Below are 25,138 nucleotides of genomic sequence, written 5' to 3' on the forward strand. Positions count from 1 at the left end.
CACGATGAAGCCGTGACCGACCCGGACGAGCTCGACGAGATCGCCTCCCCCGAGGTGCTGCCCGGGGACGACGAGGCGACGCTGCGCCCGAAGCGGCTCGCCGAGTTCGTCGGCCAGCACCGGGTCCGCGAGCAGCTCGAGCTGGTGCTGCAGGGCGCCACCCAGCGCGGGGTGCCGCCGGACCACGTGCTGCTCTCCGGCCCGCCCGGCCTCGGCAAGACCAGCCTCGCCATGATCATCGCCGCCGAGCTGGGCAGCTCGCTGCGCATCACGTCCGGCCCCGCGCTGGAGCGGGCGGGCGACCTCGCCGCCATGCTGTCCAACCTCGTCGAGGGCGACGTGCTGTTCATCGACGAGATCCACCGGATGGCGCGCCCCGCCGAGGAGATGCTCTACCTCGCGATGGAGGACTTCCGCGTCGACGTGGTCGTCGGCAAGGGGCCCGGCGCCACCAGCATCCCGTTGGAGATCGCGCCGTTCACGCTCGTCGGCGCCACCACGCGGTCGGGCTCGCTGACCGGTCCGCTGCGCGACCGGTTCGGCTTCACCGCGCACATGGAGTTCTACTCGGCCGAGGACCTCGACCAGGTGCTGCGCCGGTCGGCGGGCATCCTCGGCGTCGACCTGCGCGCCGACGGCGCCGCCGAGATCGCGGGCCGCTCCCGGGGCACGCCGCGCATCGCGAACCGGCTGCTGCGCCGCGTGCGCGACTTCGCCGAGGTCCGCGCCGACGGCGTCGTGACCAGGGCGATCGCCCGCTCGGCGCTCGAGGTCTACGACGTCGACGAGCTGGGGCTCGACCGGCTCGACCGGGCCGTGCTCGGCGCGCTCGTCCGCTCGTTCGGCGGCGGTCCGGTCGGCGTGTCGACGCTGGCTGTCGCGGTGGGGGAGGAGCCAAGTACGGTGGAGGAGGTGTGCGAGCCGTACCTGGTGCGGGCGGGCATGCTCGCCAGGACTCCGCGGGGTCGTGTCGCCACTGCGGCGGCTTGGTCCCATTTGGGGCTTTTGCCCCCGGTTAACGCTCCTGGCCCGATGCCGCCTACGCTGTTCGACAGTGACATGAACAACACTGCGCACACCGCAGAGTAGGCAACTCACGGATGGACAACCATGGAACTCCTCCCCCTGCTCCTGATGTTCGGCCTGCTGGGCGTCATGATGTACTTCATGAGCCGGCGCCAGCGCCGCGCACAGGAGCAGCAGCAGGCGCTGCAGAACTCGCTCGCCGTCGGTGACCGCGTGATGACCACCTCGGGCCTCTACGGCACGGTGACCGACACGGACAACGAGCAGACCGTCTCCATCGAGATCGCCCCCGGCGTCGAGACGGAGTGGCTGCGTGCCGCGGTGCGCGAGAAGGTCGGCCCCGTCGAGGAGACCGACGACGTCGAGGCCCTCGAGGACGCCGAGATCGAGGTCGAGCCCGTCGACCCCGAGACGAACGAGCCCCCGGCCGCCAAGGACGCCGAGCTCGAGTCCGGCAAGCAGAAGTAGCGGGATGCGTGAGCGTGACGTGACCGTGTGACAACGGCCTCACGTCACGGGAGGTACGCTGCGCCCTCACCCACACGTGTAATGGGTGCGGGCGCAGTCTTGTGCCAAGACACGGACCAAGACACGCCTGACGACCCTTGTAGTTCGAGGAGACCGACCGACCGTGGCCTCACCCTCCGGGCAGATCCGCCCAGGACGCTACCTTGCGTTCTTTCTGTTCATCGTGGTTCTGCTCTACGGCTTGGTCTTCGCCACGCCGGACCACAAGCTGGAGCCCAAGCTCGGCATCGACCTGCAGGGCGGTACCCGGGTCACGCTGACCGCGCGGACCGAGACCGGTGAGGCGCCCAGCCGGGAGTCGCTCGACCAGGCCAGGCAGATCATCGAGACCCGCGTGAACGGCATCGGTGTCTCCGGCACCGAGGTCGTGCTCGACGGCAACAACATCATCATCACGGTGCCGGGCGAGGAGGGCGAGCAGGCCAAGGACCTCGGCCAGACCGCCCAGCTGCGCTTCCGCGCGGTGATCGGGCAGCCGCAGGCCGCCACGCCGCCCGCGCAGGAGGAGCAGCCGTCCGAGTCGACCGAGCCGTCGACGCCGCCGTCCAGCGGCGCGTCCACGCCGCCGTCGAGCGAGTCGTCGACCCCGCCGTCGGCGGGCGAGGGCACGCCGCAGGGCCGCCCCGCCCCGGCCGCCGCGGGCCAGCCGGGCACGACCGAGCCGTCGGCCCCGCCGTCGAGCGGTGCCTCCACGCCGCCGACGTCCGGCGCCGAGCAGCCGTCCGACGACGCGCTCGCCGACCCGCTGAGCGCCTGCGCGAAGTACTCGGCGGACGTCGACACGTACACCAAGGACGTCGCGGCGGGCAAGGAAAGCGCGGTCACCACCGCGAGCCTGATCCAGTCGGGCCGCGCGTGCCGCCAGGCGCCGCAGCTCGCGCCGAGCGCCGACGGCACCGTCCAGCCGGACGCGACCGCGCAGCAGGCCGCCATGGCCGCGCTCGACTGCAGCAAGCCCGACCCGCTCGTCGGCAACGACATCGCGGACCGGCCGCTGGTCGCGTGCGACCAGGAGGGCACCGCCAAGTACGTCCTCGGCCCGACCTTCCTGCAGGGCACCGAGATCTCCGACGCGGGCTCCGCGCCCAACCCGGAGGGCGTCGGCTACGTCGTGACGCTGGACTTCGAGAGCGAGGGCAGCCGCATCTGGGCCGACTACACCGAGGCCCACGTCGGTGAGATGGCCGCGTTCGTGCTCGACACCCAGGTCGTGTCCGCCCCGGAGATCCAGGGCGCCATCACCGGTCAGACGCAGATCACCGGCGGCGGCCAGGGCGGCTTCAGCTCCTCGGAGGCCAAGAGCCTCGCGGACGTGCTGAAGTACGGCTCGCTGCCGCTGTCGTTCGACTCGTCCGAGGCGGAGACCGTGTCCGCGACGCTGGGCCTGGCGTCGCTCAAGGCCGGCCTGATCGCGGGTGCCATCGGCCTCGCGCTGGTCTTCCTGTACTGCCTCTTCTACTACCGCATGCTCGGCGTGCTCACGATCCTGTCGCTCGCGCTGTCCGGCGTGATCGTGTTCGCGGTGCTGGTGCTGCTCGGCCGGTGGATCGGGTTCACCCTCGACCTCGCCGGTGTCGCGGGCTTCATCGTCGCCATCGGTATCACCGCGGACTCGTTCGTGGTCTTCTTCGAACGGCTGAAAGACGAGATACGCGAAGGCAGGACGTTCCGGTCGGCGGTGCCGAGGGCGTGGGTGCGTGCCCGGCGCACGATCCTGTCCGCCGACGCGGTCATGTTCCTCGCGGCCGCCGTCCTGTACGTGCTGGCCGTCGGACAGGTCCGCGGCTTCGCGTTCACCCTGGGCATGTCGACCGTCCTGGACCTGATCGTGGTGTTCTTCGTGACCCACCCGCTGGTCGCGCTGGCGTCGAAGTCGAAGTTCCTGTCCAGCCCGAAGATGTCCGGTCTCGGCGCGGTGCAGCGCCAGGCGAGCGAGCGGCGGGCCGCCGGCCGTACCGTCGCGAAGGAGGTGTGACGTGGCTGCCAACGAAGCACAGGCGCCCGCCAAGAAGGAGGGCGTGTTCCACCGGCTCTACGTGGGCACCGGCGCGTTCGACGTGGTCGGCAAGCGCAAGCGGTGGTACGTCTTCTTCGCGGTCCTGATCCTCGTGTGCCTCGCGTCGATCGTCTTCCGCGGCTTCAACCTCGGGATCGACTTCACCGGCGGCACCCGCGTCTCCCTGCCCGCGCAGGGCGCGAACGGCGACATCTCGATCTCCGCGATCGAGGACGCGTTCAAGGAGACGCTCGACATGGAGCCGGCCGCCGTGCAGACGGTCGGCACCGGTGACGCGGCGACGATCCAGATCCGGTCGGAGGCGCTGAACAACGAGCAGGTCACCGAGCTGAAGACGGCCCTGTTCGACAAGTTCCAGCCGGTGAACGCGCAGGGCGAGCCGAGTGAGCGGTCCATCAGCGACAGCGCGGTGAGCGCGTCGTGGGGTGGCGAGATCTCGCAGCAGGCGTTGATCGCGCTCGCCGTGTTCCTCGTGCTGGTGACGGTGTTCCTCGCGCTGTACTTCGAGAAGTGGATGGCGGTCGCGGCGCTCGCCGCGCTGGTGCACGACATCGTGGTCACCGCGGGCGTGTACTCGATCGTCGGCTTCGAGGTGACCCCGGCGACCGTGATCGGTCTGCTGACGATCCTCGGCTTCTCGCTGTACGACACGGTGGTGGTGTTCGACAAGGTCAAGGAGAACACCCGCGGCCTGCTCGGCCTCACGCGCCGGACGTACGCGGAGGCGGCGAACCTGGCGCTGAACCAGACGCTGATGCGCTCGATCAACACGTCGCTGATCGCGGTGCTGCCGGTGATCGGCCTGCTGGTCGTCGGTGTCGGCCTGCTCGGTGTCGGCACCCTGCAGGACCTGGCGCTGGTGCAGCTGACCGGCATCATCGCGGGTGCGCTGTCGTCGATCACGCTGGCCACGCCGGTCCTCGTCGACCTGAAGATGCGGGAGCCGAAGTTCCAGCAGCAGGCGGCGCGCGTGAAGGCGCGGCGGGAGAACCTGGCCCGCAAGGCGGCCGAGCGCGAGGAGTCGGGCGCCCCGGCGGACGCGGCTGTCGTCGACGCCGAGGACGCCCCGGCCACCGACGACGAGTCGCTCGACGCCGAGCTGCGGCAGGAGCGCGCCATGGCGGCGGCGAGCAGTGTCCCGGCCCGCAACCCGAAGGCGGGCGAGGCGCACCGCCGAGGCAAGCCGGCCGGCAAGCACCCCGGTCGCCCGTCGGGCAAGCGCCGCCGTTGACCGACATCGCGGCGGCCCTGGAGCTGGTTCGCACGGTCCCGGACTTCCCCGAGCCAGGGGTGCAGTTCCGGGACCTGAACCCGCTGTTCGCGTCCGCACCGGCGTTCCGGGCGGTCATCGACGAGATGGCCGCCCGGCTACCGGCCGACGTCGACGCCGTGGCGGCGATCGAGGCCCGCGGCTTCCTGCTGGGCGCCCCGATCGCCGTCGCCCGTGACGTGGCACTGGTGCCGATCCGCAAGCCGGGCAAGCTCCCGGTGGTCGCGGACCGTGTCGACTACGCCCTCGAGTACGGCACCGCGTCCCTGGAACTGCCCGGCGGCGTGCTGCAGGCGGGCGCGAAGGTCGCGGTCATCGACGACGTGCTGGCAACCGGGGGCACGGTCGCGGGGGTGCGCGAGCTGGTCGAACGCGCGGGCGCGACCGTGTCCGTGGTGTCCGTGGTGCTCGAGCTGGCGGCACTGTCCGGCCGTGACCGGCTGCCAGGCTGTGACATCCAGGCGCTGCAGGTGCTCTGACCTACCGGCGCTCCTGCCACGTGCACAGGCACACCCGGTTGCCTTCCGGGTCGGCGAGCACCCAGTAGCTGGGCGCGGCCTCGTCGCTGACCAGCGTCCCACCCGCGGCGAGCGCGGCGTCGATCCGCGGCTGGACCTGGACGGGGTCCACCCAGATGTCCGGGTGCCACCGCTGCCGCGGCTCCTCGCTGCCCGAGCCCTGGAACCAGACCGCGGGCAGGTGGTCCCCGGGATCGAGGATCTCCCCATCACCCACCTCCATCGCGAAGACGGCGGCCCAGAACGGCAGCACGGCCTCGCGGTCCGGCGTGTCGAGCGCCAACTCGAGCCGTGACACGCCGGCGGGTTCGAGCGTCAGCCCGGCCCCGCCGGCAACCGAGGTGATCGCGCGAGCCAGCCGGATCTCGTCCGCGGTGACCCCACGCACGACCCGGCTGGTGATCCGCACGTCCACGTGCCCGGCCCGCACGTCGAGATCAGGCGTGGCCTCCCCGACCACGTCCCCAACCGCGGCGACGAACGACACCCCGGTCGCGAAGTCCCCGGTCCGGACGCGGGTCTGCACTCCACCAAGCAGGTAGACCCACTCGGACAACCCCTCGTCGGCGATCTGCCGCCCATTCAATGTGATCACGCACGGATGGTCTCAGCGACCACCGACAAAAACGCGTCGCCCCAAGGGGCCTGTCGTGAACGCGCCTTTCCGGGCACCGTCACGAAGCAGCGCGCCGACCACCGAACCGGCGAACCGTGATCCCACGGACTGGCCACCGAACCGCCTTCAGAACGCCGTACCTGTCCTGAACGCGCCTTTCAGCCACCTGCCGCCGAGCAAGCCACCGACGAACCGATCGAACCCGAACCGCTCCCGCCCGTGGCCGCGGAGCCTCCGACAGCCGAACCCCGCCGACAGGCAGCCCGCGGCCGCCGACACGGCGAAACCGCTGCTGGTGGTGTATCGGGGTGCCTCCGGGGTTGTCCCCGTCCTGGGTTTGTCCTCGCCGGACGGGCGTCCTCGGCGGAGGGCGTCCTGCCGGACGGGCCTCCTCGCCGGAGGGCGTCCTGCCGGACGGGCCTCCTCGCCGGAGGGGCTGGTCTCCGGGATGGCAGCGGGTCTTGCACGGGGCTGGGTTGGCAAGGACTGCTGTTGGGTGGTGGTGCCTGCCATCCCGTCGACCTCCCACGGGGCTATCACACCGCGTCAAGGGGGCCCGGTGGCTTGGGTGCGTGGTGCTTTGGGTTTCGGGCCCCCTTGACACGGTGTGATCGGGCTTCGCCAGGTCGACGGGATGGCAGGCACACCCTCAGTGGGTGTTGGGGCTTTCGCCCCGCTTCGCGCTGCTTCGCGGGGTTCGGGCGCTGCGCGCCCGGCATGCCGGGGTCGGCTCACGCCGCTCGCGCGCGCGATGGCAACCCCCACCCGATCCCGGGGGCCACCCGCCATGCCAGTCTACAGGTACCCACCGACATTCATGGGCGGCGAAGGGCAGGCTGTGGATAACCACCCCACCTGTGGACAGCGCCTCACCCGAACTGCACGGACCGTTTGGCCAAGCCGTACCAGTACCCGTCGATGACCTGCTCAGGCGCATCCGAACCGCCGGCAGCCGCTCCCATGGACACGAACAACGGCGCGAAGTGCTCGGTCCGGGGGTGCGCGAGCCGAGCCGATGGCGACCGGTGCTGAAAGTCCAGCAGGGCGTCGAAGTCCCGGGCGGCCAGCGCCTCCGCGCCCCAGTGGTCGAACTCGGCCGACCACGAAGGCGCTGCGCCGCCGGGAGACGCTTGCATCCCCGACAGGTTGTGCGTGAAGAACCCGCTGCCGACGATCAGCACACCCTCGTCGCGCAATGGCGCCAGCCGCTGCCCCACTGCGAACAACTCCCGCGGGTCCAGCGACGGCATCGACATCTGCAGCACGGGCACGTCGGCGTCCGGGTACATCTCCTTCAACGGCACGTACGCCCCGTGGTCGAGCCCGCGGTCCGGATCGGAGTGCACCGAGCCGAGCAGGCCGCGGACGGACGCGGCCAGCTCCGGCGCGCCGGGCGCGGGGTAGGTGACCTCGTAGTAGTGCGGCGGGAAACCCCAGAAGTCGTACACCAGCGGCACGGTCGTGGTGGCACCGACGGTGAGCGGCGCGTTCTCCCAGTGCGCGGACACCATCAGGATCGACGTGGGCTTCGGCAGGCCCGCTGACCAGTCCGCGAGCTGGCGTGTCCACACGGCGTCGTCCGCCAGCGGCGGGGCGCCATGGGACAGATACAGCACCGGCATGGACATGGTCGACTCCTGAAGTTGAAGTTTCAACCAAGTCTACATCAACCCGCTGCCGGATCTTCCATGCGAACGCGGTTATTCTCAGTGCCAGAGGAGTCGCGATTGAGCCAGAACGTTGAGACCGGAGCGGCGTCCGACAGCGCGCCGCCACCGCCAGCCGCGCGGGCGCCGTCCGCCACGCGCCGCGTACGCGCGCGCCTCGCGCGCCGCATCACCGCCCAGCGGTCCGCGCCGGTCAAACAGGTGCTGGAACCCCTGGCCGCGGTCCACCGCGAACTGCACCCCAAGGCCGACCTGGCCCTGCTGCAACGCGCCTACGACGTCGCCGAGGAGGCGCACCGCGGTCAGCGGCGCAAGTCCGGTGACCCCTACATCACCCACCCGCTCGCCGTCGCCACCATCCTCGGCGAGCTGGGCATGGACACGATCACCCTCGTCGCCGCGCTCCTGCACGACACCGTCGAGGACACCTCCTACGGCCTCAAGGACCTGCACGACGACTTCGGCGAGGAGGTCGCCCGCCTGGTCGACGGCGTCACCAAGCTGGACAAGGTGCAGCTCGGCAGCGCCGCGGAGGCCGAGACCATCCGCAAGATGGTCATCGCCATGGCGCGCGACCCGCGCGTGCTGGTGATCAAGCTGGCCGACCGGCTGCACAACATGCGCACCATGCGCTTCCTGCCGCCGGAGAAGCAGGCGAAGAAGGCCCGCGAGACCCTCGAGGTCCTCGCACCGCTCGCGCACCGCCTCGGCATGGCGACCGTCAAGTGGGAGCTGGAGGACCTCGCGTTCGCGATCCTGCAGCCCAAGAAGTACGACGAGATCGTCCGCCTGGTCGCCACCCGCGCCCCCTCCCGTGACACCTACCTGCAGAAGGTCACCGGCGAGCTGACCGCGCACCTCGAACAGTCGCGGATCAACGCCAAGGTCGAGGGCCGCCCCAAGCACTACTACTCGATCAACCAGAAGATGATCGTCCGCGGCCGCGACTTCGACGACATCCACGACCTGGTCGGCGTGCGCATCCTGGTCGACGACGTGCGTGACTGCTACGCCGCCATGGGTGTCGTCCACGCGCTGTGGCAGCCCATGCCCGGCCGGTTCAAGGACTACGTGGCGCAGCCGAGGTTCGGCGTGTACCAGTCGCTGCACACGACGGTCATCGGGCCGGACGGCAAGCCACTGGAAGTCCAGATCCGCACGCACGAGATGCACCGCACCGCCGAGTACGGCATCGCGGCGCACTGGCGGTACAAGGAGACCCGCGGCACCCACGACGGGCAGGCCGTCGAGGTCGACGAGATGGCGTGGATGCGCCAGCTCCTCGACTGGCAGCGGGAGGCCGCCGACCCCGGCGAGTTCCTCGAGGCGCTCCGCTACGACCTCGCCGCCCGCGAGATCTTCGTGTTCACCCCCAAGGGCGACGTGATCACGCTGCCCGCCGGCTCGACCCCCGTCGACTTCGCCTACGCCGTGCACACCGAGGTCGGCCACCGCTGCATCGGCGCCCGCCTCAACGGCAGGCTCGTCGCGCTGGAGCGCAAGCTCGAGAACGGCGACGTCGTCGAGATCTTCACCTCCAAGGCCGAGGGCGCGGGCCCGTCCCGCGACTGGCTCGCGTTCGCCGCTTCCCCGCGGGCGCGCGCCAAGATCAAGCAGTGGTTCGCCAAGGAGCGCAAGGAAGAGGCGATCGAGGCGGGCAAGGACGCGATCGCCAAGGAGGTGCGCCGGGTCGGGCTGCCGATGCAGCGGCTCGTGTCGGCCGACTCCATGGCGGCGCTGGCCCGCGAGCTGCGGTACACCGAGGTCAGCCAGCTGTACGCGGCGGTCGGCGAGGGCCACACCTCGTCGCGGCACGTGGTGCAGCGCCTGGTGGCGCTGCTCGGCGGGGTCGAGCACGCCGAGGAGGAGCTGGCCGAGCGGTCCACGCCGTCCACGGTCACCCGGCGCCGCGCCTCCGGTGACGCGGGCGTGATCGTCAAGGGCGCGTCCGACGTGTGGGTGAAGCTCGCGCGGTGCTGCACGCCGGTGCCCGGCGACGACATCCTCGGGTTCGTCACCCGCGGCGGTGGCGTCAGCGTGCACCGCACCGACTGCACGAACGCCGGTGAGCTGCTGCAGTCGCCGGAGCGCCTGGTGGACGTCGAGTGGGCGCCGTCGGAGTCGTCGGTGTTCCTCGTGGCCATCCAGGTCGAGGCGCTCGACCGGCACCGGCTGCTGTCGGACGTGACGAAGGTGCTGGCCGACGAGAAGGTCAACATCCTGTCCGCCTCGGTGACCACCTCCCGCGACCGGGTCGCGGTGAGCCGGTTCAGCTTCGAGATGGGCGATCCGAAGCACCTCGGGCACGTGCTGAAGGTCGTGCGGAGTGTCGAAGGGGTGTACGACGTCTACCGCGTGACGTCCGCTTCCTGAAACACGGGACCCCTCCCGGCCGATGGGCGATGAGATCACTGCGCACGCCCGTCGACCTGGGGGAGGACCCGTGACCACACCCGAGCCGCTGCCCGAATGGCAGCGCCAGGCCGCCGAGCCACCCGTGGCCGGCATGCCGTACCTCGCGCAGCCGCCCTACCAGCAGTACCCGCCGCCGCAGCAGTACCCGTACCACCCGTACCCGCCCGCCCGGCCGACCAACGGCATGGCGATCGCATCCATGGTGCTGGGCATCGTGTGGGTCTACTGGATCGGCAGCATCCTCGCGCTGATCTTCGGCTACGTGGCGCTGAAGGAGATCCGGCGCTCCGGGCAGAGCGGCGAGGGCATGGCCATCGCCGGCATCGTGCTCGGCTGGATCGGCGTCGGCATCTTCCTCATCACCGTGCTCGTCGTCGCGACCAGGGGATTCAGCTGAGCAGGGCCGTCATCGGGCGGCCGGCGAGGGCTTTGACGTCGCGGGCCAGGTGTGCCTGGTCCGCGTACCCGGTCGCGTAGGCCACCGAGGCGAGGTCCGTGCCGTCGCGGGCCAGGCGTAACGCCCGGTCGAAGCGCAGCACCCGCTGCAGGGTCTTCGGCCCGTACCCGAACGCGGCCAGCGACCGCCGGTGCAGCTGCCGCTCCGTCCACCCCAGCGCGTCCGCGACGGCGGCCACCCGGTCGCCGCGCCGGACCAGTGACAGGAGCCGGGGCACCGCGGGATCCCACTCGCCGCGCAGCCCCGCCACGGCGTCCGCCAGCACCCGCGCCGCCGACGCGGCGGTCCGCGTGGCGGCCAGGGCGTCCGCGAGCCGCCGGACGCGGTCACCGGGCCACACCAGGTCGAGGTCGACCCGTTCGTCCCGCACCTCGGACGTGGGGACACCGAGACCGGCGGGCGCGCGGCCCGGCAGGAACCGGACCGCGACCAGCAGGCCCGCCGACAGCGCCGTCCGGTGCGCGCGGGTGTCCGGACCGGCGACGAACAGGCGCCCGGTCTCCCGGTGCCACAGCACGTCCGCGCACCCGTCCGGCACCACGTGCGTCGGCTGCGCGCCCCGCGGCATCGTCCGCGACCACGTGCACGCGAAGATGTCGTGCGCGCTGGGCCGTTCGGCGTAGTCGGTCACGTGGCCCAGTGTGCCACCGGCCACCGACAGTCTCAGGCGACCTCGGCCGACTCGATCGTCACGGTGGTCACCGGCTTGCCGTCCTCCGGGCCGCGGTCGCTGCCCGGCTGGACCCCGCCCGCGGCGACCTTGTCCAGCGTCTCGAGGCTCGCCGCGTCCATCGTGCCGAACATCGTGTAGTCCGGCGGCAGCGTCGACGCGTCGTACACCAGGAAGAACTGGCTGCCCGTGGTGCCGGGACCGGCGTTGGCCATCGCGACCATGCCGCGCTCGTAGACCACCGTCTGGCCGTCCTGCGACGGCTGCAGGTCGGTCGGGAACTCGTCCGGCACGACGTAGCCGGGCCCGCCGGTGCCGTCGCCCTTCGGGTCACCGCACTGCAGGACCCGCAGGCCCGCCATGGTGGTCAGGCGGTGGCACGTGGTGCCGTCGAAGTAGCCCTCGCCGGCCAGGAACGCCATGCTCCGCACCGTGCACGGCGCGCGCTCGGCGTCGAACTCGATCGTGATCGGGCCCGCCGACGTGGTCAGCGACAGCGTCGTGGCGTCCGCCGGACCGTCGTCCGGCGGCAGGCCGACCGCGGGCTCGCCGGAGCCGTCCTCGGCGAACGCGCAGTCGCCCTCGGTGGCGCCCGAACCCGAGTCGCTCCCGGCGCCGGTCGTCGTGTCCTCGGCGGACGGGGTGTCCTGGCTGCCGGTCCGCGTCGACGGGTTCTCCCGCGCCACGCAGCCGGCCAGGGTCAGTGCGGCGGCCGCGAGGACGGCCGCCGTGCGGAGTGCGCTCACTGCACCGCCGCCGTCTCGATCGTGACGGGCAGCTTCGGCGTGCCGTCCTCCGGGCCGTTCTGGCCGGGGGTGATGCCACTCTTCGCGATCTTGTCGATCGTGGCCAGGCCGGGCGCCTCGACCGAGCCGAAGACCGTGTAGCTCGGCGCCAGCGTGGAGTCGCCGTAGACCAGGAAGAACTGGCTGCCACCGGTGTTCGGGCCCGCGTTGGCCATCGCCAGCGCACCGCGCGGGTAGATCACCGACGGGGAGCCGTCCGGACCGGCCGGGCCCTGCTTGAGGTCGGTGGGCAGCTCGTCCGGGATCGAGTAGCCGGGGCCGCCGCCACCGGTGCCGAGCGGGTCACCGCACTGCAGGACCTTCAGGCCCTCCGACGCCGTGAGGCGGTGGCAGGTGACGCCGTCGTAGAACTTCGTCTTCACCAGGTGCTCGATGCTCTGCACGGTGCAGGGGGCCTTCGCGCGGTCCAGCGTGACCGGGATGTCGCCCTGGTTGGTCTTGAGCAGGACCTTCACGGTGCCGGTGCTCGGCGTCTCCGCCGGGTCCTCGGGCAGGCCGGGGTTCTTGTCGGACTGCTCGGCGGGGTTCTCCTTGTACCCGCACGCGCCGTCCGTGGTCTTCTCGGCAGGCGGCGTGTCCGTGGGGTTGGTGGCCGCCTCGCTGTCCCCGGGACCCAGGTTCACGAGCCAATACACGAGGCCGACCGCGGCGACCACCACCACGACGGTGATGGACACACCCCAGATGCGGCGCCGCTTGGCGCGTTCCGCGCGGCGAGCGAGCTGGCGTTCCAGCTTTCGCTTGGCCGCCTGCCGACGCTGCTCGTTGCTCGGCACCGGGCACCCTCCCTGACCAGATACGTCAACCAGGCGCGCAGTCTATGGGTACCCCTAGTAAGAACCGTGTGGGAGGTCCATGAAACCCGGCAACCGCTCGGAAATTTCCGGGGCGCGATCCCCCGGAGCCCGGGTGGTTCCCGCAAAAACCCGGCCCAGGGATGTGACCCGGAGGGGGTGGAGGTGAGAAGCTGGATACTAGGGGTGGCCGTACGGTGACGGTGACTGACAAGGTGGGCTCTATGCACGACAGGCGAGACGACGGGACTTCGCCGTTCGCCGAGGAACTGGAGCGTCTCCTTCGCAAGCGAGGGTTGTCCTGGCGCCGTCTCTCCGACCTGATCGGCTACACCCCGAGCTGGCTCTCGAAGATCAAGCACGGCGCCCCGCCGTCCGCCGAGCTGGCCCGCAAGTGCGACCAGGTCCTCGAGGCGGACGGGCAGCTGATCGCGCTGGCCGCGTCGACGAGCGGGCCGGTGCGCCTGGCGCAGCTGCCCGCTGCGGCGGCGACGTTCGTCGGCAGGGACGCGGAGCTGTACGAGCTGACGGAGATCCTCGCGTGCCAGGGCGACCCCGGCACCCCCCAGACCATCGCGATCGACGGCCCGCCCGGTGCGGGCAAGACGGCGCTGGCGCTGCGGGTCGCGCACGCGGTGGTCGAGCACTACTCGGACGGCCAGCTGTACGTGGACCTGCGGGGCTACTCGCCGGACGGGCACCCGAGGATCGTCGACGAGGTCCTCGAGGAGTTCCTGACGGCGCTGGGCGTGCAGATCGACGTGATCCCGGCGGGGCTGGAGGCACGCGCGAAGCTGTACCGGTCCGTGCTCGCCGACCGGCGCGTGCTCGTGGTGCTGGACAACGCGGCCGACTCCCAGCAGCTCCAGCCGCTGATGCCGGCGTCGTCGGGCTGTGGCGTGGTCGTGACCAGCCGCAAGCGCATCACGGGCATCGAGATGCGCGGCGACTGCCGGGTCACGCTGGGCCCGATGGCCGAGGAGGAGTCGATCACGCTGCTGCGCAAGGTGATCGGCGCCGACCGCGCCGCCGCCGAGCCGGACGCCGTGCGCGCACTCGCCGACCGCTGCGGCCACCTGCCGCTGGCCCTGCGCATCGCGGCCGAACGCGTGGCCACCCACCCGCACCACTCGGTGAGCCTGCTGGTGGAGGAGCTGGCCACGGAGGAGCAGCGCCTGGACGGGTTGTCGACCGACGACTCGGTGGCGGTCAAGACGGTGTTCTCGTGGTCCTACCGGGACCTCTCGGCCGACGCCGCGCGGATGTTCCGGCTGATCGGGCTGCACTCCGGTCCGCACCTGAGCACCGGCGCGGCCGCCGCCCTGGCCGACCAGCCGCTGACCAGGGCCCGCAGGCTGATGGACCGGCTGACGGCCGTGCACCTGCTGGAGGGCATGGGCAACGACCGGTACCGCATGCACGACCTGTTACGCGTGTACGCGGCGGAACAGGCGGCCGAGGAGGAGCCGGAGGCGGAGCGCACGCTCGCGCTGCGGCGGATGGTCGACTGGTACCTGCACAACGTCTACGCCGCCAACCACGCGCTGGCGCCGCAACGCCACGACCCGGCGCTGGAGCCGTCGGAGTTCAACGTCGACGTCGCCGACTTCGACTACGACTCCGCGCTCGAGTGGTGCGAGATCGAGATGTCCAACATCGTGATGGCGACCCGCGTCGCGTTCGCGGTGGGGGAGCACGTCGCGTGCTGGAAGCTGCCGGCAGGCTCGTTCAACTACCTGCACCTGCGGAAACGCTGGAGCCTGTGGGTGGCATCGCACGAGGTGGGGGTGCAGGGCGCCAAGGAGGCGAAGGACCGCTACGGCGAGTCGTGGGTGCTCAACAACCTCGCCATCGCCTACCGCGAGCTGCGCAGGGTCGAGGAGGCCAAGCGCACCTTCGAGGAGGCGCTCGCGATCCGCGTCGACATCGGTGACCGCGTCGGCCAGGCGTGGACGCTGACCGGCGTCGGTTTCGTGGGGTTCGACCAGTCGCAGTTCGACGTGGCGGCCGAGCACTTCGGTCACGCGCTGGACATCTTCCGCGAGGTCGGCGACCGCCACGGCGAAGGCATAGCGCTGGCCAACATCGGCGACGCGCACCGCGCCCTGCACGACTACGACCGGGCGGTCAGCGCACTGCAGGAGGCCCTGGACCTGTTCGGCGAGCTCGAGGACCGCTACGGCGAGGGCTACACCCTGGTGAAGCTCGGCGACACGTACTCGGAGCTGAAACGCCCCGCGGAGGCCCTCGACTTCCTGCAGCGGGCACTCGCCCTGCGCCACGAACTGGGTGACCGCTGGGGCGAGGGCGAGACCCTCCACAAACAAGGTCTCGCCCTCAACGACGCGGGCCAGCCGGACAAGGCCCGCGACTGCCTCCAGGCAGCGGTGGCCATCTTCGACGAACTGGGCGACCCGCGAGCCGCGGACCTGAAAGACCTACTGGCAAAGGGAAACTGAAGATTCGGTGGTGGTGCCCGCCACCACCGAACAGCAGCATCACACAACTACCGCTTCAGGGCCTCGAACATCTGGTCCAGGAACCGGGGCACGTCAACGGTTTCCGCCACCTTGACCGGCACCCGCCCCTCCCCGGCCTTGGTGGCGATGTAAGCATCACTGGCAATGAGCCGCTGATCCGACACGACCTGCCCGCGTGTGTGCGTCCCCGTCAACTCGACGGCGAGCGGCATCTCCCGATAAGTGGCCAGCTTCGGTTCCAACATCAAAGCGGCGGCCAACGGATCATGCAACGTACAGGTGTGCACGCCGAACATCTGCGAGTAGAACCCGGCGTAATGCTCGAACAGCAGGTTGGCGAACTTCGCACGCGGGTTGCCCAGCGCACCCACGGCGGTCAGCCATTCCGAACCGGCCCGCGCCTGTTCGGTGGCGTCCAGCCCGACGAGCGTCATGTCCGGGAAGCCTGCGCCGAGCACGAGGTCGGCGGCCTCCGGGTCGTGGAAGAAGTTTGCGTCCGCGTACGGGGTGATGTTCCCCGGCACGGTCACGGCACCGCCCATGATGACCACGGAACGTAACAGCCTGGGTAAGTCGGGTTCCAGGAGCACCGCGAGCGCGATGTTGGTGAGCGGGCCGAGCGCGAGCAGTGTCAGCTCGCCGGGATGCGCACGCGCCAGCCGGACGAGTTGTTCGGCCGCCGACTCCGACACCACGGTCCCGCGTGGCTCCGCACCCGCGTGACCACCGAGTCCGTCCGCGCCGTGGACGAACTCCGCGGTCTGCAGCGGTTGGGCCAGTGGCCGGGCGGCCCCCACCGCGACCGGCGCGGACAGCCCTACCAGCTCCAGCACCCGAAGGGCGTTCTGTGCCGCCATAGGGGCAGCGACGTTGCCGTGGACGCTACCCACAGCGACGATCTCCGCGTCCTCCTGGGCCGCGAGATACATGATCGCGAGGGCGTCGTCCACCCCCGGATCGGTGTCGAGAATGATGCGCACGCTGTGGCACTCAACCAGACGACCCTGAGGTAAAGCCAGACCGGGTGACCAAGATCGGTACCCGAAGTAGTGTCTTGCCGTGCGCGTGTGTGTTTTCTGCGGATCATCGCCAGGCAAGGGCACGGCCTACCGGGACGCTGCCCGGCACGTCGGCCAGGTGTTCGCCGACCGGGGCATCGAGCTGGTCTACGGCGGCGCGAGCGTCGGCACCATGGGCGTGCTCGCCGACGCGGTGCTGGCCGCGGGCGGCAAGGCGCACGGGGTGATCCCGCAGAGCCTGGTCGACCGCGAGGTGGCCCACGCCGGGCTCACGACGCTGAGGGTGGTCGCCGACCTGCACGAGCGCAAGGCGGCGATGTCCGAGCTGGCGGACGCCTACCTCACGCTCCCCGGCGGCGCGGGCACGCTCGAGGAGCTGTTCGAGGTGTTCACGTGGGCGCAGCTGGGCCTGCACGGCAAGCCGATCGCGCTGCTGGACGTGGGCGGCTACTGGCAGCCGATGATGAGATTTCTCGAGAACATGTCGGCCGAGGGCTTCCTTGCGGACGATTTTCGGGGGATGCTCATCGTCACCACGGAGGTGACCGAGGCGCTCGATCGGTTCGTCGACTACCGCCCGCCCCGGACAAAGTGGACTTGATGTCACTGGTTGTGATCACCAACCGCGTACCGTGACTCGCCCATTCGGTGTTTCCTCATTTGCTCAACATGTCAACACTGTGCAACCGCCACGTGACTCCCCATAGTTGGCGGTAACGGCCGGTGAGGAGTGTTGACGATGCGTCGATCGGGGGTAGTACCGGCCCGACACCTCATCCACGGGTGCGACTGACAGGGGAGACAGCATGCACACGGCAAGGGCGGGAGCCGGCGAGGGCGCGGACCCGGCACACGCCGACCACCAGCATCCGGAGATCGTGGCGCCGAGGTCGGGGGACCGGCCGCTGCAGCCCGTTCCGGCGGCGCGGCGCCGCTGCGACTCGTGCGGCCAGCTGATGACCGACCCGCCGACCGGCCTCATCGAGCGCTGGCACTGGGACGAGGTCGCGGCCGAGACCGTCGCGCAGTCCAGGGTCCGCGGCGAGTCGGTCGCGCTGATCATGATCGACCTGGACCGCTTCAAGGACGTCAACGACAGCTACGGGCACCTCGCCGGGGACGCGGTGCTGCGCGGGGTCGCCGACGTCATCCGGGACTGCACCCGCGAAGGCGACCTGGCCTGCCGCTACGGCGGCTCGGCCGGCGACGAGTTCCTGGTGCTGCTGCCCGCCTCCGAACTGGACGCCGCGCTCGCGGTCGCCGAGCGCATCCGCGCGGGCATCACGGGCATGTCGGTGACCGCGAAGGTGACCCGCGAGCTGACCACCACCATCGAGGGCCAGACCGCGTCGATCGGCGTCGCGACCTACGGCATCGGCGACCTGGTCGAGCTGGACCTCGAGGACCTGATGCTGGACGCGGACGTGTCGCTGCGCGCCGCCAAGCGGCACGGCCGGGACCGGATCTGCGTGGCGAACATGGACGTGAGCGCCACCTCGGAGTCGCCGAGCCAGGCCACCAAGCGCATGGCGACGTGGGCCCGTTTCCGTCGCCTCAGGTCGGTCTGAACAGCTGCTGTAAGTTCGGCCCGTGCTGGTTGTCGGATTCCCCACGGGTGCGTTCCAGGCCAACTGTTACCTCGTCGCGGCAGGCGAGGGCGAGCCGTGCGTGATCGTCGATCCCGGGCAGGACGCGGTCGAGCCGGTCGCCGAGGCACTGCGCAAGTACCGGCTCTCCCCGGTCGCGGCGCTGTGCACGCACGGCCACTTCGACCACGTCTTCTCGGTCACGCCGATCTGCGACGGCAACGACATCGCCGCGTGGATCCACCCCGAGGACCGCGGGATGCTCAGCGACCCGATGAAGGGGCTGTCCACGCAGAGTTCGGCGTTCTTCGGCGGCAAGCTGGAGATGCGTGAGCCCGCCGAGGTGCGGGAGCTGACCGACGGCGCCGAACTGGACCTGGCGGGCCTGAAGCTCACCGTCGACCACACCCCGGGCCACACCCGGGGCTCGGTCGTGTTCCACACCGCCCTGGAGGAGGGCGGCCGCGTGATGTTCGCGGGCGACACCCTGTTCGCGGGCTCGATCGGCCGCACCGACCTGCCGGGCGGGGACATGCGGACGATGACGGAGACGCTCCGCACCAAGATCCTCCCGCTCGCCGACGACACGGTCGTGCTGCCCGGCCACGGCGGCAGCACGACGATCGGCAGGGAACGCGCCAGCAACCCGTTCCTGCTCGAGCTGGACCCCACCGCCGCGGGCCCGGCGCGGGGCATCTGACGTGGTGGACGGCAACGACGGGCCGATCCCGCTCGACCTCGCGGAGCTGTCCAGCGCGCGGCGCCGCGGCTGCGTGTCGTTCGGCGTCGCGCTCGTGTTCGGCGCCGCCGTCGGCGGCATCGTGGCGCTGTTCGCAGGCCAGACGCCCGCGTTGGTCACGGCCGCGGTCGTGGTCGTGCTGCTGACGTTCCTCGCGTGGGTGTCCGGCAGGCGCAAGCTCACGCTCGACGGCGACCGGGTGGTGTCGAAGGCACTCGGTCGCAAGTCGGTCGACCTGGTGCACGTCGAGAAGATCGAGCTGATGGTGACCGACATCCGCGGCACGCGGACCGTCGGCCTGCTGCTCACCGGGGGCCGCAAGTCGATCAACCTCGCGCTGGCGGTCTACTCCGGCGCGGGCGGGCGCGAGCTGGGCATCCTCGTGCTGCGCAAGCTGGCCGACGTGCTCGCCCGCAGCGAGAACACCGCGGGGCTCGTGTTCTCGCAGCTGCTCGTGGCGCAGCTGCGCGCGGAGGCCAAGGGCGACGTGGCCGCCGACCGCCCGCTGTACCGGCTCGCGACACTCGCCCCGTCGGGCAAGCTCGCGCAGCGCATCAAGCCGGAGGCGGTGACCCGGTTCGTCGCGAGCCTCGACTGACCGCGCCCGGTGGCGCCGTCCGCCGCCGCTCGCCGTCGGGCACGTGGCGTCTCGGCTCCGGCCTGGGGCGTTCAGGGGCGCGTCGCTCGCGGTCCTCGGGTGCCCGTGGTTTCCGCCGCTCCGGCTCCTGCGCCGGCAGCTCCTGCACGGCCACCGCGGCCGCGAGCGCGGTGGTCACCGGCACCGCCGCGACGATCCCGATGCTGCCGACGAGTGTCCGCACGATCTCCTGCGCGATCGACTGCGACGACACGATCGCGCCGATGCCCACCCCGGACACCGACGAGTAGAGCAGCAGCGGCAGCGCGGCTCCCGCGTACGCCATGACCAGCGTGTTCACCGCCGACGCCACGTGGTCGCGGCCGATCCGCAGCGCCGAGGCGTACAGCTGCCGCCGGGACAGCGACGGGTTCGCCGCCCGCAGCTCCCACACGGCGCTGGTCTGCGTCACCGTCACGTCGTCGAGCACACCGAGCGCGCCGATCACCACGCCCGCGAGCAGCAGCCCCCGGGTGTCGATGGGCTGGTTCAGGACCGCGATCAGCGTCGAGGTGTCCTCGTCGATGCCGGTGAGCTTCGCGAACGCGGCCCACAGCGCGCCGAGCACGCCGATCAGCGTGAGGCTGACCATGGTGCCGAGCACGGCCGTCGACGTGCGCGCCGACAACCCGTGCGTCAGGTACAGCACCACGAACATGATCACGCCCGCGCCGACGATCGCCACCAGCAGCGGGCTCTCCCCGTGGGTGATGGCGGGCAGCACGAAGAACACGAGCACGAGGAAGCTGATGACGAGCGCGCCGAGCGCCTTGAGGCCCTGCCAGCGGCCGAGCACCAGCACGGCGATCGCGAACAACGCCGCCAGCAGCGCGAGCGGGACCCCGCGCTGGAAGTCGACCAGCTGGTAGGACTGCCCGTCCGCGGGGTTGCCGCCGCCGTAGGACAGGACGACCTCGTCGTCGGCCGCGAACCGCGGGGTGCTCGGCTCGAGCGGGACGATCGTGCGGATCCGCTGACCGGGGGCGGGCCCGTCGGTCATGCGGATGTCCACGACGAGGCACTTCGCGGCGTCGTCCTGCGCGCCGACCTGGACCTCGCCGTTGCACGCGCCGGTGGCCGTGGCCGTGATGACGCCCTTCACCGGGGTGCCGCCACCGCCGTTGGTCTCCGGCGCCGGGCCGAACGGGTACAGCAGGACGACGCCGACCACCGCGGCGAGCGCGAAGGGGACCAGCAGGACCGCGATGATCGTGCGCACGCGGCGGGACGCGGGCGGCGGCGGGGTGTGACCGTGCCCGTGCCCGGCAGGCACCCGCTCGTCGTCCGGTTCGTCCCGGCGCCTGCGCCCGGTGATCCGGGGGATCGGTTCGGTCTCGCCCTCGTACACCCGCGCAGTCTCTCAGGCGGTCAGCGGGTCGTTGAACCGGAAGTGCCGCGTGAGCAGCTCGTCACACGCGGAGACCGCCTGCCGCAGCCGCTCGCCGGGGGTGCCGGTGACCTTGCGCCACGGCACGCCCCGCGCGGCGAGCAGCTCCTCGAACCGGGCGGTCATCCACTCCCGCCGGTGCTCGCCGTCGCGCCACCCGTCCTGCTCGAACGGCACGCCGACGTGGTCGGTGAGCAGGTACAGCGCGGGCCGCCGCTCGGTCGCGACGTCCGGGTGGCTCGCGCCGAGGTACCGCTCGCACCACACGGTCGCGGCCCACGCGTCGTTGTCGCACACGAGCAGCGGGCCGCCGCGCCGGGCGGCCGCGTCCTCCTCCTCGGCCTGCCTGCGTGCCACGTCCACGAAGTCGCCGACGGTCCACACCAGGTCGTCGAGCTTCGGGGGGACACCGCCGGCGAGGGCGGTGGCGGCGACGTACTTGTCCTCGGTGTGCCTGCGGCCCTCCTCGGCGACCCACTCGGCGCGGTAGTGGTCGGCGAGCGCCCTGCTGAGCGTGGTGGTGCCGGTCGACTCGGCGCCGACCACGACCACCCGCGCGCACAGCCCGGCCCGGGTGGCGGGCGCGAGCTGGTCCCAGTGGCCGGGCGTGTCGGACCTGATCGCGGTGCCGGACGCGGGCACGACCGTGCGGTCCGGGTCGACGGGCACGTGCTTGGCGCCGAGCCTGCTCGCCAGCTCCGCGCCGTAGTCCTCGCTCGAGAACACGGCGTCGACCGGTGCGCCCGCGGGGTCGCCGTCCCGCATGGCCCGGCGGGCGAGGACGGACTTGACGATGTCGACGTGCAGCTGCCAGATCGCGTCGTCGTGGAAGTCGATGGGGTGGTCGTCGACGTCGCCGACGATCGCGACCCCGGCGTCGGCGGCGTGCTCCTCGGCGAGCCAGGCCACCCGGTCGGCGAGCGGGATCGACTCGACGGCGGCGCCCAGCACGGCCACCGTGGTGCGCCGCGCCGCGGCCGCGGCGGCCCTGATGAGCCGGTGGTGGCCGGCGTGCGGCGGGTAGAACTTGCCGAGGACCAGCGCGTGCTCGAACATGCGGTCATCGTGCCGCACCGGTCGGGGGCCGGTCGCGGGGGCGTCGAGGTGCGCGGGAAATCGCTTGCCTTGCGGTATTCCTTTTCGCTCTGTGCCAGGCGGTTCTCCCGGAAGGTGTCTCGTGATCCGCTCCGCTGAGGAGTTCGTCGCCGAACTCCGCGCTCTTGCCGGCCGCTACTGGGGCACGCACCCGTTCCACCAGCGCATGCACGCGGGCGAGCTGTCCCGCGACGAGCTGCGCACCTGGGCGGCGAACCGCTGGTACTACCAGTCCGTGCGGCCGCGCAAGGACGCGGCGATCATCGCGAACTGCCCGCCGCCGGAGATCCGCCGTGCCTGGCTCGACCGGATCGTCCACCACGACGGTCGTTCCGACGACGACCAGGACAGCGGCCGCGAACGCTGGCTGCGGCTCTGCGAAGCCGTGGGGCTCACCCGCGACGAGGTGCTCTCCGAGCGGCATGTCGTGCCGGGCGTCCAGTTCGCCGTCGACGCGTACGTGACCTTCGCGCGCACCCGCCGTCCTGTCGCTCTGCGCCGGGCAGTCCACAGTGGAGGAGATCGCGACGGCGCTCGGCGCGCGGTTCCGGGGCGTGCGCGCGCAGGACGTCTTCGCGGTGCTGACCAGGCTCGCGGAGCGGAGAGTGGTGGAATGGACGTGACCGTCGCGCCGCCGCTGGGCATGCTGGCCGAGCTGACGCACCGCTGCCCGCTGCACTGCCCGTACTGCTCCAACCCGGTCGAGCTGACCGCCCGCGCCGACGAGCTGACCACCTACGACTGGCTGGCCGTGCTCGACGAGGCCCGCGACATCGGGGTCCTGCAGGTCCACCTGTCCGGCGGCGAACCACTGGCCCGTCCCGACCTGCCGGCGCTGGTCGCCCACGCCGCCGACCTCGGCTGCTACGTCAACCTCGTCACCAGCGGCCTGGGGCTGACGCGGGAGCGGCTCGCCGATCTCGTCGACCGCGGCCTCGCCCACGTCCAGCTGTCGGTGCAGGGCGCCGACGCCGCGCGCGCCGACCGGATCGCGGGCGCCCGCGCGCACGAGCACAAGCTCACCGCCGCCGCGCTGGTCAAGGCCGCCGAACTGCCGCTGACCGTGAACGTGGTGCTGCACAGGGAGAACCACGACGTCGGCGCGCTCATCGCGCTCGCGGAACGGATGGGCGCCGACCGGCTGGAGCTCGCGAACACGCAGTACTACGGCTGGGCACTGCGCAACCGGGCCGCGCTCATGCCGACCCCGGCACAGCTCGCGGCCGCGGAGCCTGTCGTGCGGGCCGCGACCGAGCGGCTGCGCGGCACGATGGAGATCGTCTACGTGGTCGCGGACTACTACGAGCGGTACCCGAAGCCGTGCATGTACGGGTGGGGCGCGCGGCAGCTGACCGTGGCGCCGAACGGGGACGTGCTGCCGTGCCCGGCCGCGTCGGTGATCACGACCCTGCCGGTGGAGAACGTGCGGACCCGGCCGCTGCGGGCGATCTGGTACGACTCCGAGTCCTTCAACGCCTACCGGGGCGAGGAGTGGATGCGTGAGCCGTGCCGCACGTGCGCCCGCCGGTCCGTCGACTTCGGCGGGTGCCGCTGCCAGGCGTTCCAGCTGCTCGGCGACGCCGCCGCGACCGACCCCGTGTGCTCGCGGTCGCCGGACCGCGGGGTGGTCGACCTGCTGTTGCCGTCGCAAGGGGAGCGGCCCGCGTTCGTCATGCGGGATGCGGCGAGCGCGCGATGAGGGTGGTGGTGCTGGGCACCGCTGCCGGGGGCGGGTTCCCGCAGCGGAACTGCGCGTGCCGGATGTGCACGGCCTGCCGTGCCGGTGAGGTCCCGGCGCGGACGCTGGACAGCCTGGCGGTGAGCACCGGCGACGGCTGGTACCTCGTCAACGCCTCCCCCGACATCCGCGCGCAGGTGCTGGCGGCGCCGGTGTTCACGCCCGGGCCGGGTCCTCGCGAGACGCCGCTGCGGGGCGCGTTGCTCACCGGCGCCGAACTGGACCACACCATAGGGCGGCTCATGCTCCGCGAGGGCGGCGGGCTGCGGGTGTCCGGTCCGCCCGCGGTGCTGTCGGCGCTGGGGTCGGTGCGGGACACGGTCGCCCGCTACGGCTCGTGGGAGTGGTCCACCACGCCTGCCCTGCCGGGGCTGACCGTGTCGACGTTCGCGGTGAGCGACAAGAAACCCAAGTACACCAACCCCGTGCCGGCCCCGCGGTCGCCGGAGTACGCGACCGTGCGGGACGCCGGGGTCGACGTCCCGCTCGACGGCGAGTGCTCACGCTCTGACCGGCTACCATCGGTGAAGTGACAGAACAGGTCGTCCTGCTCGACGAGCAGGGGCGCGGGATCGGGGTCGCCGACAAGGCGACGGTGCACCACCACGACACGCCCCTGCACCTCGCGTTCTCCTGCTACGTGTTCAACCCGCGCGGTGAGCTGCTGGTGACGCGGCGGGCACGCGGGAAGAAGACGTGGCCGGGCGTGGTGACCAACAGCTGCTGCGGCCACCCCGGGCCTGCCGAGCCGTTCGCGGCCGCCGTCCGGCGCAGGCTCGCCGACGAGCTGGGCCTGCCCGCGGCGCCGGAGGTCGACCTCCTGCTGCCCGCGTTCCGGTACCGGGCGGTGATGCCCAACGGCATCGTCGAGAACGAGCTGTGCCCGGTGTTCCGCGCGGTCACCGACGCGCAGCCCGTGCTGTCGCCGCTGGAGGTCGACGAGTACGGCTGGATGTCGTGGCCGTTGTTCGTCAGCCTCGTGACCGGCGGTGAGCTGGCGGTGTCGCCGTGGTGCCGCGAGCAGGTGGATCAGCTGGTCGCGCTGGGCCCGGACCCGCTGACCTGGCCGGTCGCGGACGAGGCCGGGCTGCCCGCGGCGGCGCGGGGCGTGGTGGCGTAGCTGGCGTGCCAGCTGCGCAGGCCCACCACGCACAGCGCGAGGAAGCCGACGTACAGCACGGCCGTGAGCCACAGGTCCTTGTAGGCGTACAGCGGCACGTAGATGACGTCCGCGGCGATCCACAGCCACCACGACTCGAGCTTCTTGCGTGCCTGGCCCCAGGTCGCGAGCAGCGACAGCACGGTCGTGATCGCGTCGGGCAGCGGCACGGTCGAGTCGGTGACCGTGTCGAGCAGGACGGTCAGTGCCGCGGTCGCGAGCACGCCGACGACGCCGAGCACGAGCCACTGGCTCCGCGTGGTGCGGGTGACGGTCAGCGTGCCGTGGTCGGCGCCGCCGCGCAGCCAGGCCCACCACCCGTACAGCGCGAGCGCCATGTAGACGATCTGCAGGCCGGCGTCGGCGTAGATCCCCGCCGTCCAGAACAGGATCAGGAACATCACGTTGTTGGCGATCCCGATGGGCCAGTTCCAGACGTTCTGCCTGGCGACGAGCCACACGCACAACGCGCCCGACACGAACCCGAGGATCTCGACGACGTCCACGCCACTCC

The 25,138-nt window shown here is 71.6% G+C and carries 24 protein-coding genes and 1 pseudogene; 16 read left to right on the top strand and 9 right to left on the bottom strand.

The annotated features are described in order from the left end of the window. Window positions 1-12 precede the first annotated feature (12 nt). From ruvB to ACYQ77_RS24140, 5 genes are all read left to right on the top strand, one after another. Window positions 13-1,089 carry a Holliday junction branch migration DNA helicase RuvB gene (ruvB, locus tag ACYQ77_RS24120; RefSeq protein ID WP_459714999.1) on the top strand — a complete coding sequence of 359 codons (1,077 nt, stop codon included), beginning with the start codon at window positions 13-15 and terminating at the stop codon, window positions 1,087-1,089. Window positions 1,090-1,110: 21 nt separating this feature from the next. Further along, on the top strand, window positions 1,111-1,494 hold the full coding sequence (gene yajC / locus ACYQ77_RS24125; RefSeq protein WP_459715002.1) for a preprotein translocase subunit YajC: 384 nt from the start codon (window positions 1,111-1,113) through the stop codon (window positions 1,492-1,494). A 163-nt stretch (window positions 1,495-1,657) separates the two neighbouring features. Next, entirely contained in the window at window positions 1,658-3,529 is a 1,872-nt protein-coding gene (gene secD, locus ACYQ77_RS24130) for a protein translocase subunit SecD (protein ID WP_459715005.1), read from the top strand. Between the two features lies 1 nt (window position 3,530). Beyond that, window positions 3,531-4,802 carry a protein translocase subunit SecF gene (gene secF, locus ACYQ77_RS24135; RefSeq protein WP_459715008.1) on the top strand — a complete coding sequence of 424 codons (1,272 nt, stop codon included), beginning with the start codon at window positions 3,531-3,533 and terminating at the stop codon, window positions 4,800-4,802. Then, window positions 4,799-5,320, top strand: coding sequence for an adenine phosphoribosyltransferase (locus ACYQ77_RS24140; RefSeq protein ID WP_459715010.1), 522 nt, complete (start codon window positions 4,799-4,801; stop codon window positions 5,318-5,320). The genes secF and ACYQ77_RS24140 overlap by 4 nt, the downstream gene beginning before the upstream one ends. A 1-nt stretch (window position 5,321) precedes the next feature. On the opposite strand, the gene ACYQ77_RS24145 is transcribed toward ACYQ77_RS24140, so the two are convergent. Further along, window positions 5,322-5,954, bottom strand: a complete 633-nt coding sequence (locus tag ACYQ77_RS24145) for a VOC family protein (RefSeq protein WP_459715012.1) — start codon at window positions 5,952-5,954, stop codon at window positions 5,322-5,324. 890 nt (window positions 5,955-6,844) lie between these two features. After that, window positions 6,845-7,603, bottom strand: coding sequence for a dioxygenase family protein (locus ACYQ77_RS24150; RefSeq protein WP_459715014.1), 759 nt, complete (start codon window positions 7,601-7,603; stop codon window positions 6,845-6,847). Window positions 7,604-7,663: 60 nt separating this feature from the next. On the opposite strand from ACYQ77_RS24150, the gene ACYQ77_RS24155 reads away from it, so the two are divergent. Together ACYQ77_RS24155 and ACYQ77_RS24160 are read left to right on the top strand one after the other, a co-directional pair. Continuing rightward, the gene (locus ACYQ77_RS24155) at window positions 7,664-10,015 is read left to right on the top strand and encodes a RelA/SpoT family protein (RefSeq protein ID WP_459715016.1); all 2,352 of its coding nucleotides are present in this window, start codon (window positions 7,664-7,666) and stop codon (window positions 10,013-10,015) included. Between the two features lie 70 nt (window positions 10,016-10,085). After that, entirely contained in the window at window positions 10,086-10,454 is a 369-nt protein-coding gene (locus ACYQ77_RS24160; protein ID WP_459715018.1) for a DUF4190 domain-containing protein, read from the top strand. Here the strand turns inward: ACYQ77_RS24160 and ACYQ77_RS24165 are convergent. From ACYQ77_RS24165 to ACYQ77_RS24175, 3 genes are read right to left on the bottom strand one after another with little or no spacing between them, the layout of a single operon-like run. Continuing rightward, entirely contained in the window at window positions 10,447-11,145 is a 699-nt protein-coding gene (locus ACYQ77_RS24165) for a helix-turn-helix transcriptional regulator (RefSeq protein WP_459715020.1), read from the bottom strand. The two genes, ACYQ77_RS24160 and ACYQ77_RS24165, sit on opposite strands and share 8 nt — an antisense overlap. Window positions 11,146-11,177: 32 nt before the next feature. After that, window positions 11,178-11,930, bottom strand: coding sequence for a peptidylprolyl isomerase (locus ACYQ77_RS24170; protein ID WP_459715022.1), 753 nt, complete (start codon window positions 11,928-11,930; stop codon window positions 11,178-11,180). Then, a complete protein-coding gene (locus ACYQ77_RS24175) occupies window positions 11,927-12,766 on the bottom strand; it encodes a peptidylprolyl isomerase (RefSeq protein ID WP_459715024.1) in 840 nt (279 codons plus the stop codon). Before ACYQ77_RS24175 ends, ACYQ77_RS24170 begins: the two co-directional genes overlap by 4 nt. A 242-nt stretch (window positions 12,767-13,008) precedes the next feature. Here ACYQ77_RS24175 and ACYQ77_RS24180 point away from each other — a divergent pair, with 242 nt between their 5' ends. Next, window positions 13,009-15,243, top strand: coding sequence for a tetratricopeptide repeat protein (locus ACYQ77_RS24180; RefSeq protein ID WP_459715025.1), 2,235 nt, complete (start codon window positions 13,009-13,011; stop codon window positions 15,241-15,243). Window positions 15,244-15,290: 47 nt separating this feature from the next. On the opposite strand, the gene ACYQ77_RS24185 is transcribed toward ACYQ77_RS24180, so the two are convergent. Next, the gene (locus ACYQ77_RS24185; protein WP_459715027.1) at window positions 15,291-16,244 is read right to left on the bottom strand and encodes a nucleoside hydrolase; all 954 of its coding nucleotides are present in this window, start codon (window positions 16,242-16,244) and stop codon (window positions 15,291-15,293) included. A 79-nt stretch (window positions 16,245-16,323) separates the two neighbouring features. On the opposite strand from ACYQ77_RS24185, the gene ACYQ77_RS24190 reads away from it, so the two are divergent. The 4 genes from ACYQ77_RS24190 to ACYQ77_RS24205 all read left to right on the top strand — a co-directional run bounded on the left by ACYQ77_RS24190 (window position 16,324) and on the right by ACYQ77_RS24205 (window position 19,206). Further along, entirely contained in the window at window positions 16,324-16,884 is a 561-nt protein-coding gene (locus tag ACYQ77_RS24190; RefSeq protein ID WP_459715029.1) for an LOG family protein, read from the top strand. A gap of 205 nt (window positions 16,885-17,089) precedes the next feature. Beyond that, the gene (locus ACYQ77_RS24195; RefSeq protein WP_459715032.1) at window positions 17,090-17,851 is read left to right on the top strand and encodes a GGDEF domain-containing protein; all 762 of its coding nucleotides are present in this window, start codon (window positions 17,090-17,092) and stop codon (window positions 17,849-17,851) included. A gap of 22 nt (window positions 17,852-17,873) precedes the next feature. After that, window positions 17,874-18,569, top strand: a complete 696-nt coding sequence (locus tag ACYQ77_RS24200; RefSeq protein ID WP_459715035.1) for an MBL fold metallo-hydrolase — start codon at window positions 17,874-17,876, stop codon at window positions 18,567-18,569. A gap of 1 nt (window position 18,570) precedes the next feature. After that, entirely contained in the window at window positions 18,571-19,206 is a 636-nt protein-coding gene (locus ACYQ77_RS24205; protein WP_459715038.1) for a hypothetical protein, read from the top strand. Here ACYQ77_RS24205 and ACYQ77_RS24210 read toward each other — a convergent pair. Together ACYQ77_RS24210 and ACYQ77_RS24215 are read right to left on the bottom strand one after the other, a co-directional pair. After that, the gene (locus ACYQ77_RS24210; RefSeq protein ID WP_459715040.1) at window positions 19,163-20,593 is read right to left on the bottom strand and encodes a YibE/F family protein; all 1,431 of its coding nucleotides are present in this window, start codon (window positions 20,591-20,593) and stop codon (window positions 19,163-19,165) included. The genes ACYQ77_RS24205 and ACYQ77_RS24210 overlap by 44 nt on opposite strands. A gap of 12 nt (window positions 20,594-20,605) precedes the next feature. Further along, entirely contained in the window at window positions 20,606-21,688 is a 1,083-nt protein-coding gene (locus tag ACYQ77_RS24215; RefSeq protein WP_459715042.1) for an AAA family ATPase, read from the bottom strand. A 121-nt stretch (window positions 21,689-21,809) separates the two neighbouring features. On the opposite strand from ACYQ77_RS24215, the pseudogene ACYQ77_RS24220 reads away from it, so the two are divergent. The 4 genes and pseudogenes from ACYQ77_RS24220 to idi form a co-directional block, all read left to right on the top strand. Next, window positions 21,810-22,226: pseudogene (locus ACYQ77_RS24220) on the top strand (thiaminase II/PqqC family protein); the annotation flags it as partial. Window positions 22,227-22,340: 114 nt separating this feature from the next. Next, on the top strand, window positions 22,341-23,426 hold the full coding sequence (pqqE, locus tag ACYQ77_RS24225; RefSeq protein ID WP_459715795.1) for a pyrroloquinoline quinone biosynthesis protein PqqE: 1,086 nt from the start codon (window positions 22,341-22,343) through the stop codon (window positions 23,424-23,426). Further along, a complete protein-coding gene (locus ACYQ77_RS24230; protein ID WP_459715045.1) occupies window positions 23,423-23,998 on the top strand; it encodes an MBL fold metallo-hydrolase in 576 nt (191 codons plus the stop codon). Before pqqE ends, ACYQ77_RS24230 begins: the two co-directional genes overlap by 4 nt. Then, on the top strand, window positions 23,995-24,585 hold the full coding sequence (idi, locus tag ACYQ77_RS24235; protein WP_459715047.1) for an isopentenyl-diphosphate Delta-isomerase: 591 nt from the start codon (window positions 23,995-23,997) through the stop codon (window positions 24,583-24,585). The genes ACYQ77_RS24230 and idi overlap by 4 nt, the downstream gene beginning before the upstream one ends. Here the strand turns inward: idi and pnuC are convergent. Next, window positions 24,495-25,130 carry a nicotinamide riboside transporter PnuC gene (gene pnuC / locus ACYQ77_RS24240; protein WP_459715049.1) on the bottom strand — a complete coding sequence of 212 codons (636 nt, stop codon included), beginning with the start codon at window positions 25,128-25,130 and terminating at the stop codon, window positions 24,495-24,497. The genes idi and pnuC overlap by 91 nt on opposite strands. Between the last annotated feature and the right edge of the window lie 8 nt (window positions 25,131-25,138).

The organism is Actinophytocola sp. KF-1, assembly GCF_054661535.1.

Excerpts from the sequence above, each read along its gene's own strand:
- yajC (WP_459715002.1), top strand. The coding sequence starts at position 1,111 with ATGGAACTCCTCCCCCTGCTCCTGATGTTCGGCCTGCTGGGCGTCATG.
- ACYQ77_RS24150 (WP_459715014.1), bottom strand. The coding sequence starts at position 7,603 with ATGTCCATGCCGGTGCTGTATCTGTCCCATGGCGCCCCGCCGCTGGCG.
- ACYQ77_RS24155 (WP_459715016.1), top strand. The coding sequence starts at position 7,664 with ATGCGAACGCGGTTATTCTCAGTGCCAGAGGAGTCGCGATTGAGCCAG.
- ACYQ77_RS24180 (WP_459715025.1), top strand. The coding sequence starts at position 13,009 with ATGCACGACAGGCGAGACGACGGGACTTCGCCGTTCGCCGAGGAACTG.
- ACYQ77_RS24195 (WP_459715032.1), top strand. The coding sequence starts at position 17,090 with ATGCACACGGCAAGGGCGGGAGCCGGCGAGGGCGCGGACCCGGCACAC.
- ACYQ77_RS24215 (WP_459715042.1), bottom strand. The coding sequence starts at position 21,688 with ATGTTCGAGCACGCGCTGGTCCTCGGCAAGTTCTACCCGCCGCACGCC.
- pqqE (WP_459715795.1), top strand. The coding sequence starts at position 22,341 with ATGGACGTGACCGTCGCGCCGCCGCTGGGCATGCTGGCCGAGCTGACG.
- ACYQ77_RS24230 (WP_459715045.1), top strand. The coding sequence starts at position 23,423 with ATGAGGGTGGTGGTGCTGGGCACCGCTGCCGGGGGCGGGTTCCCGCAG.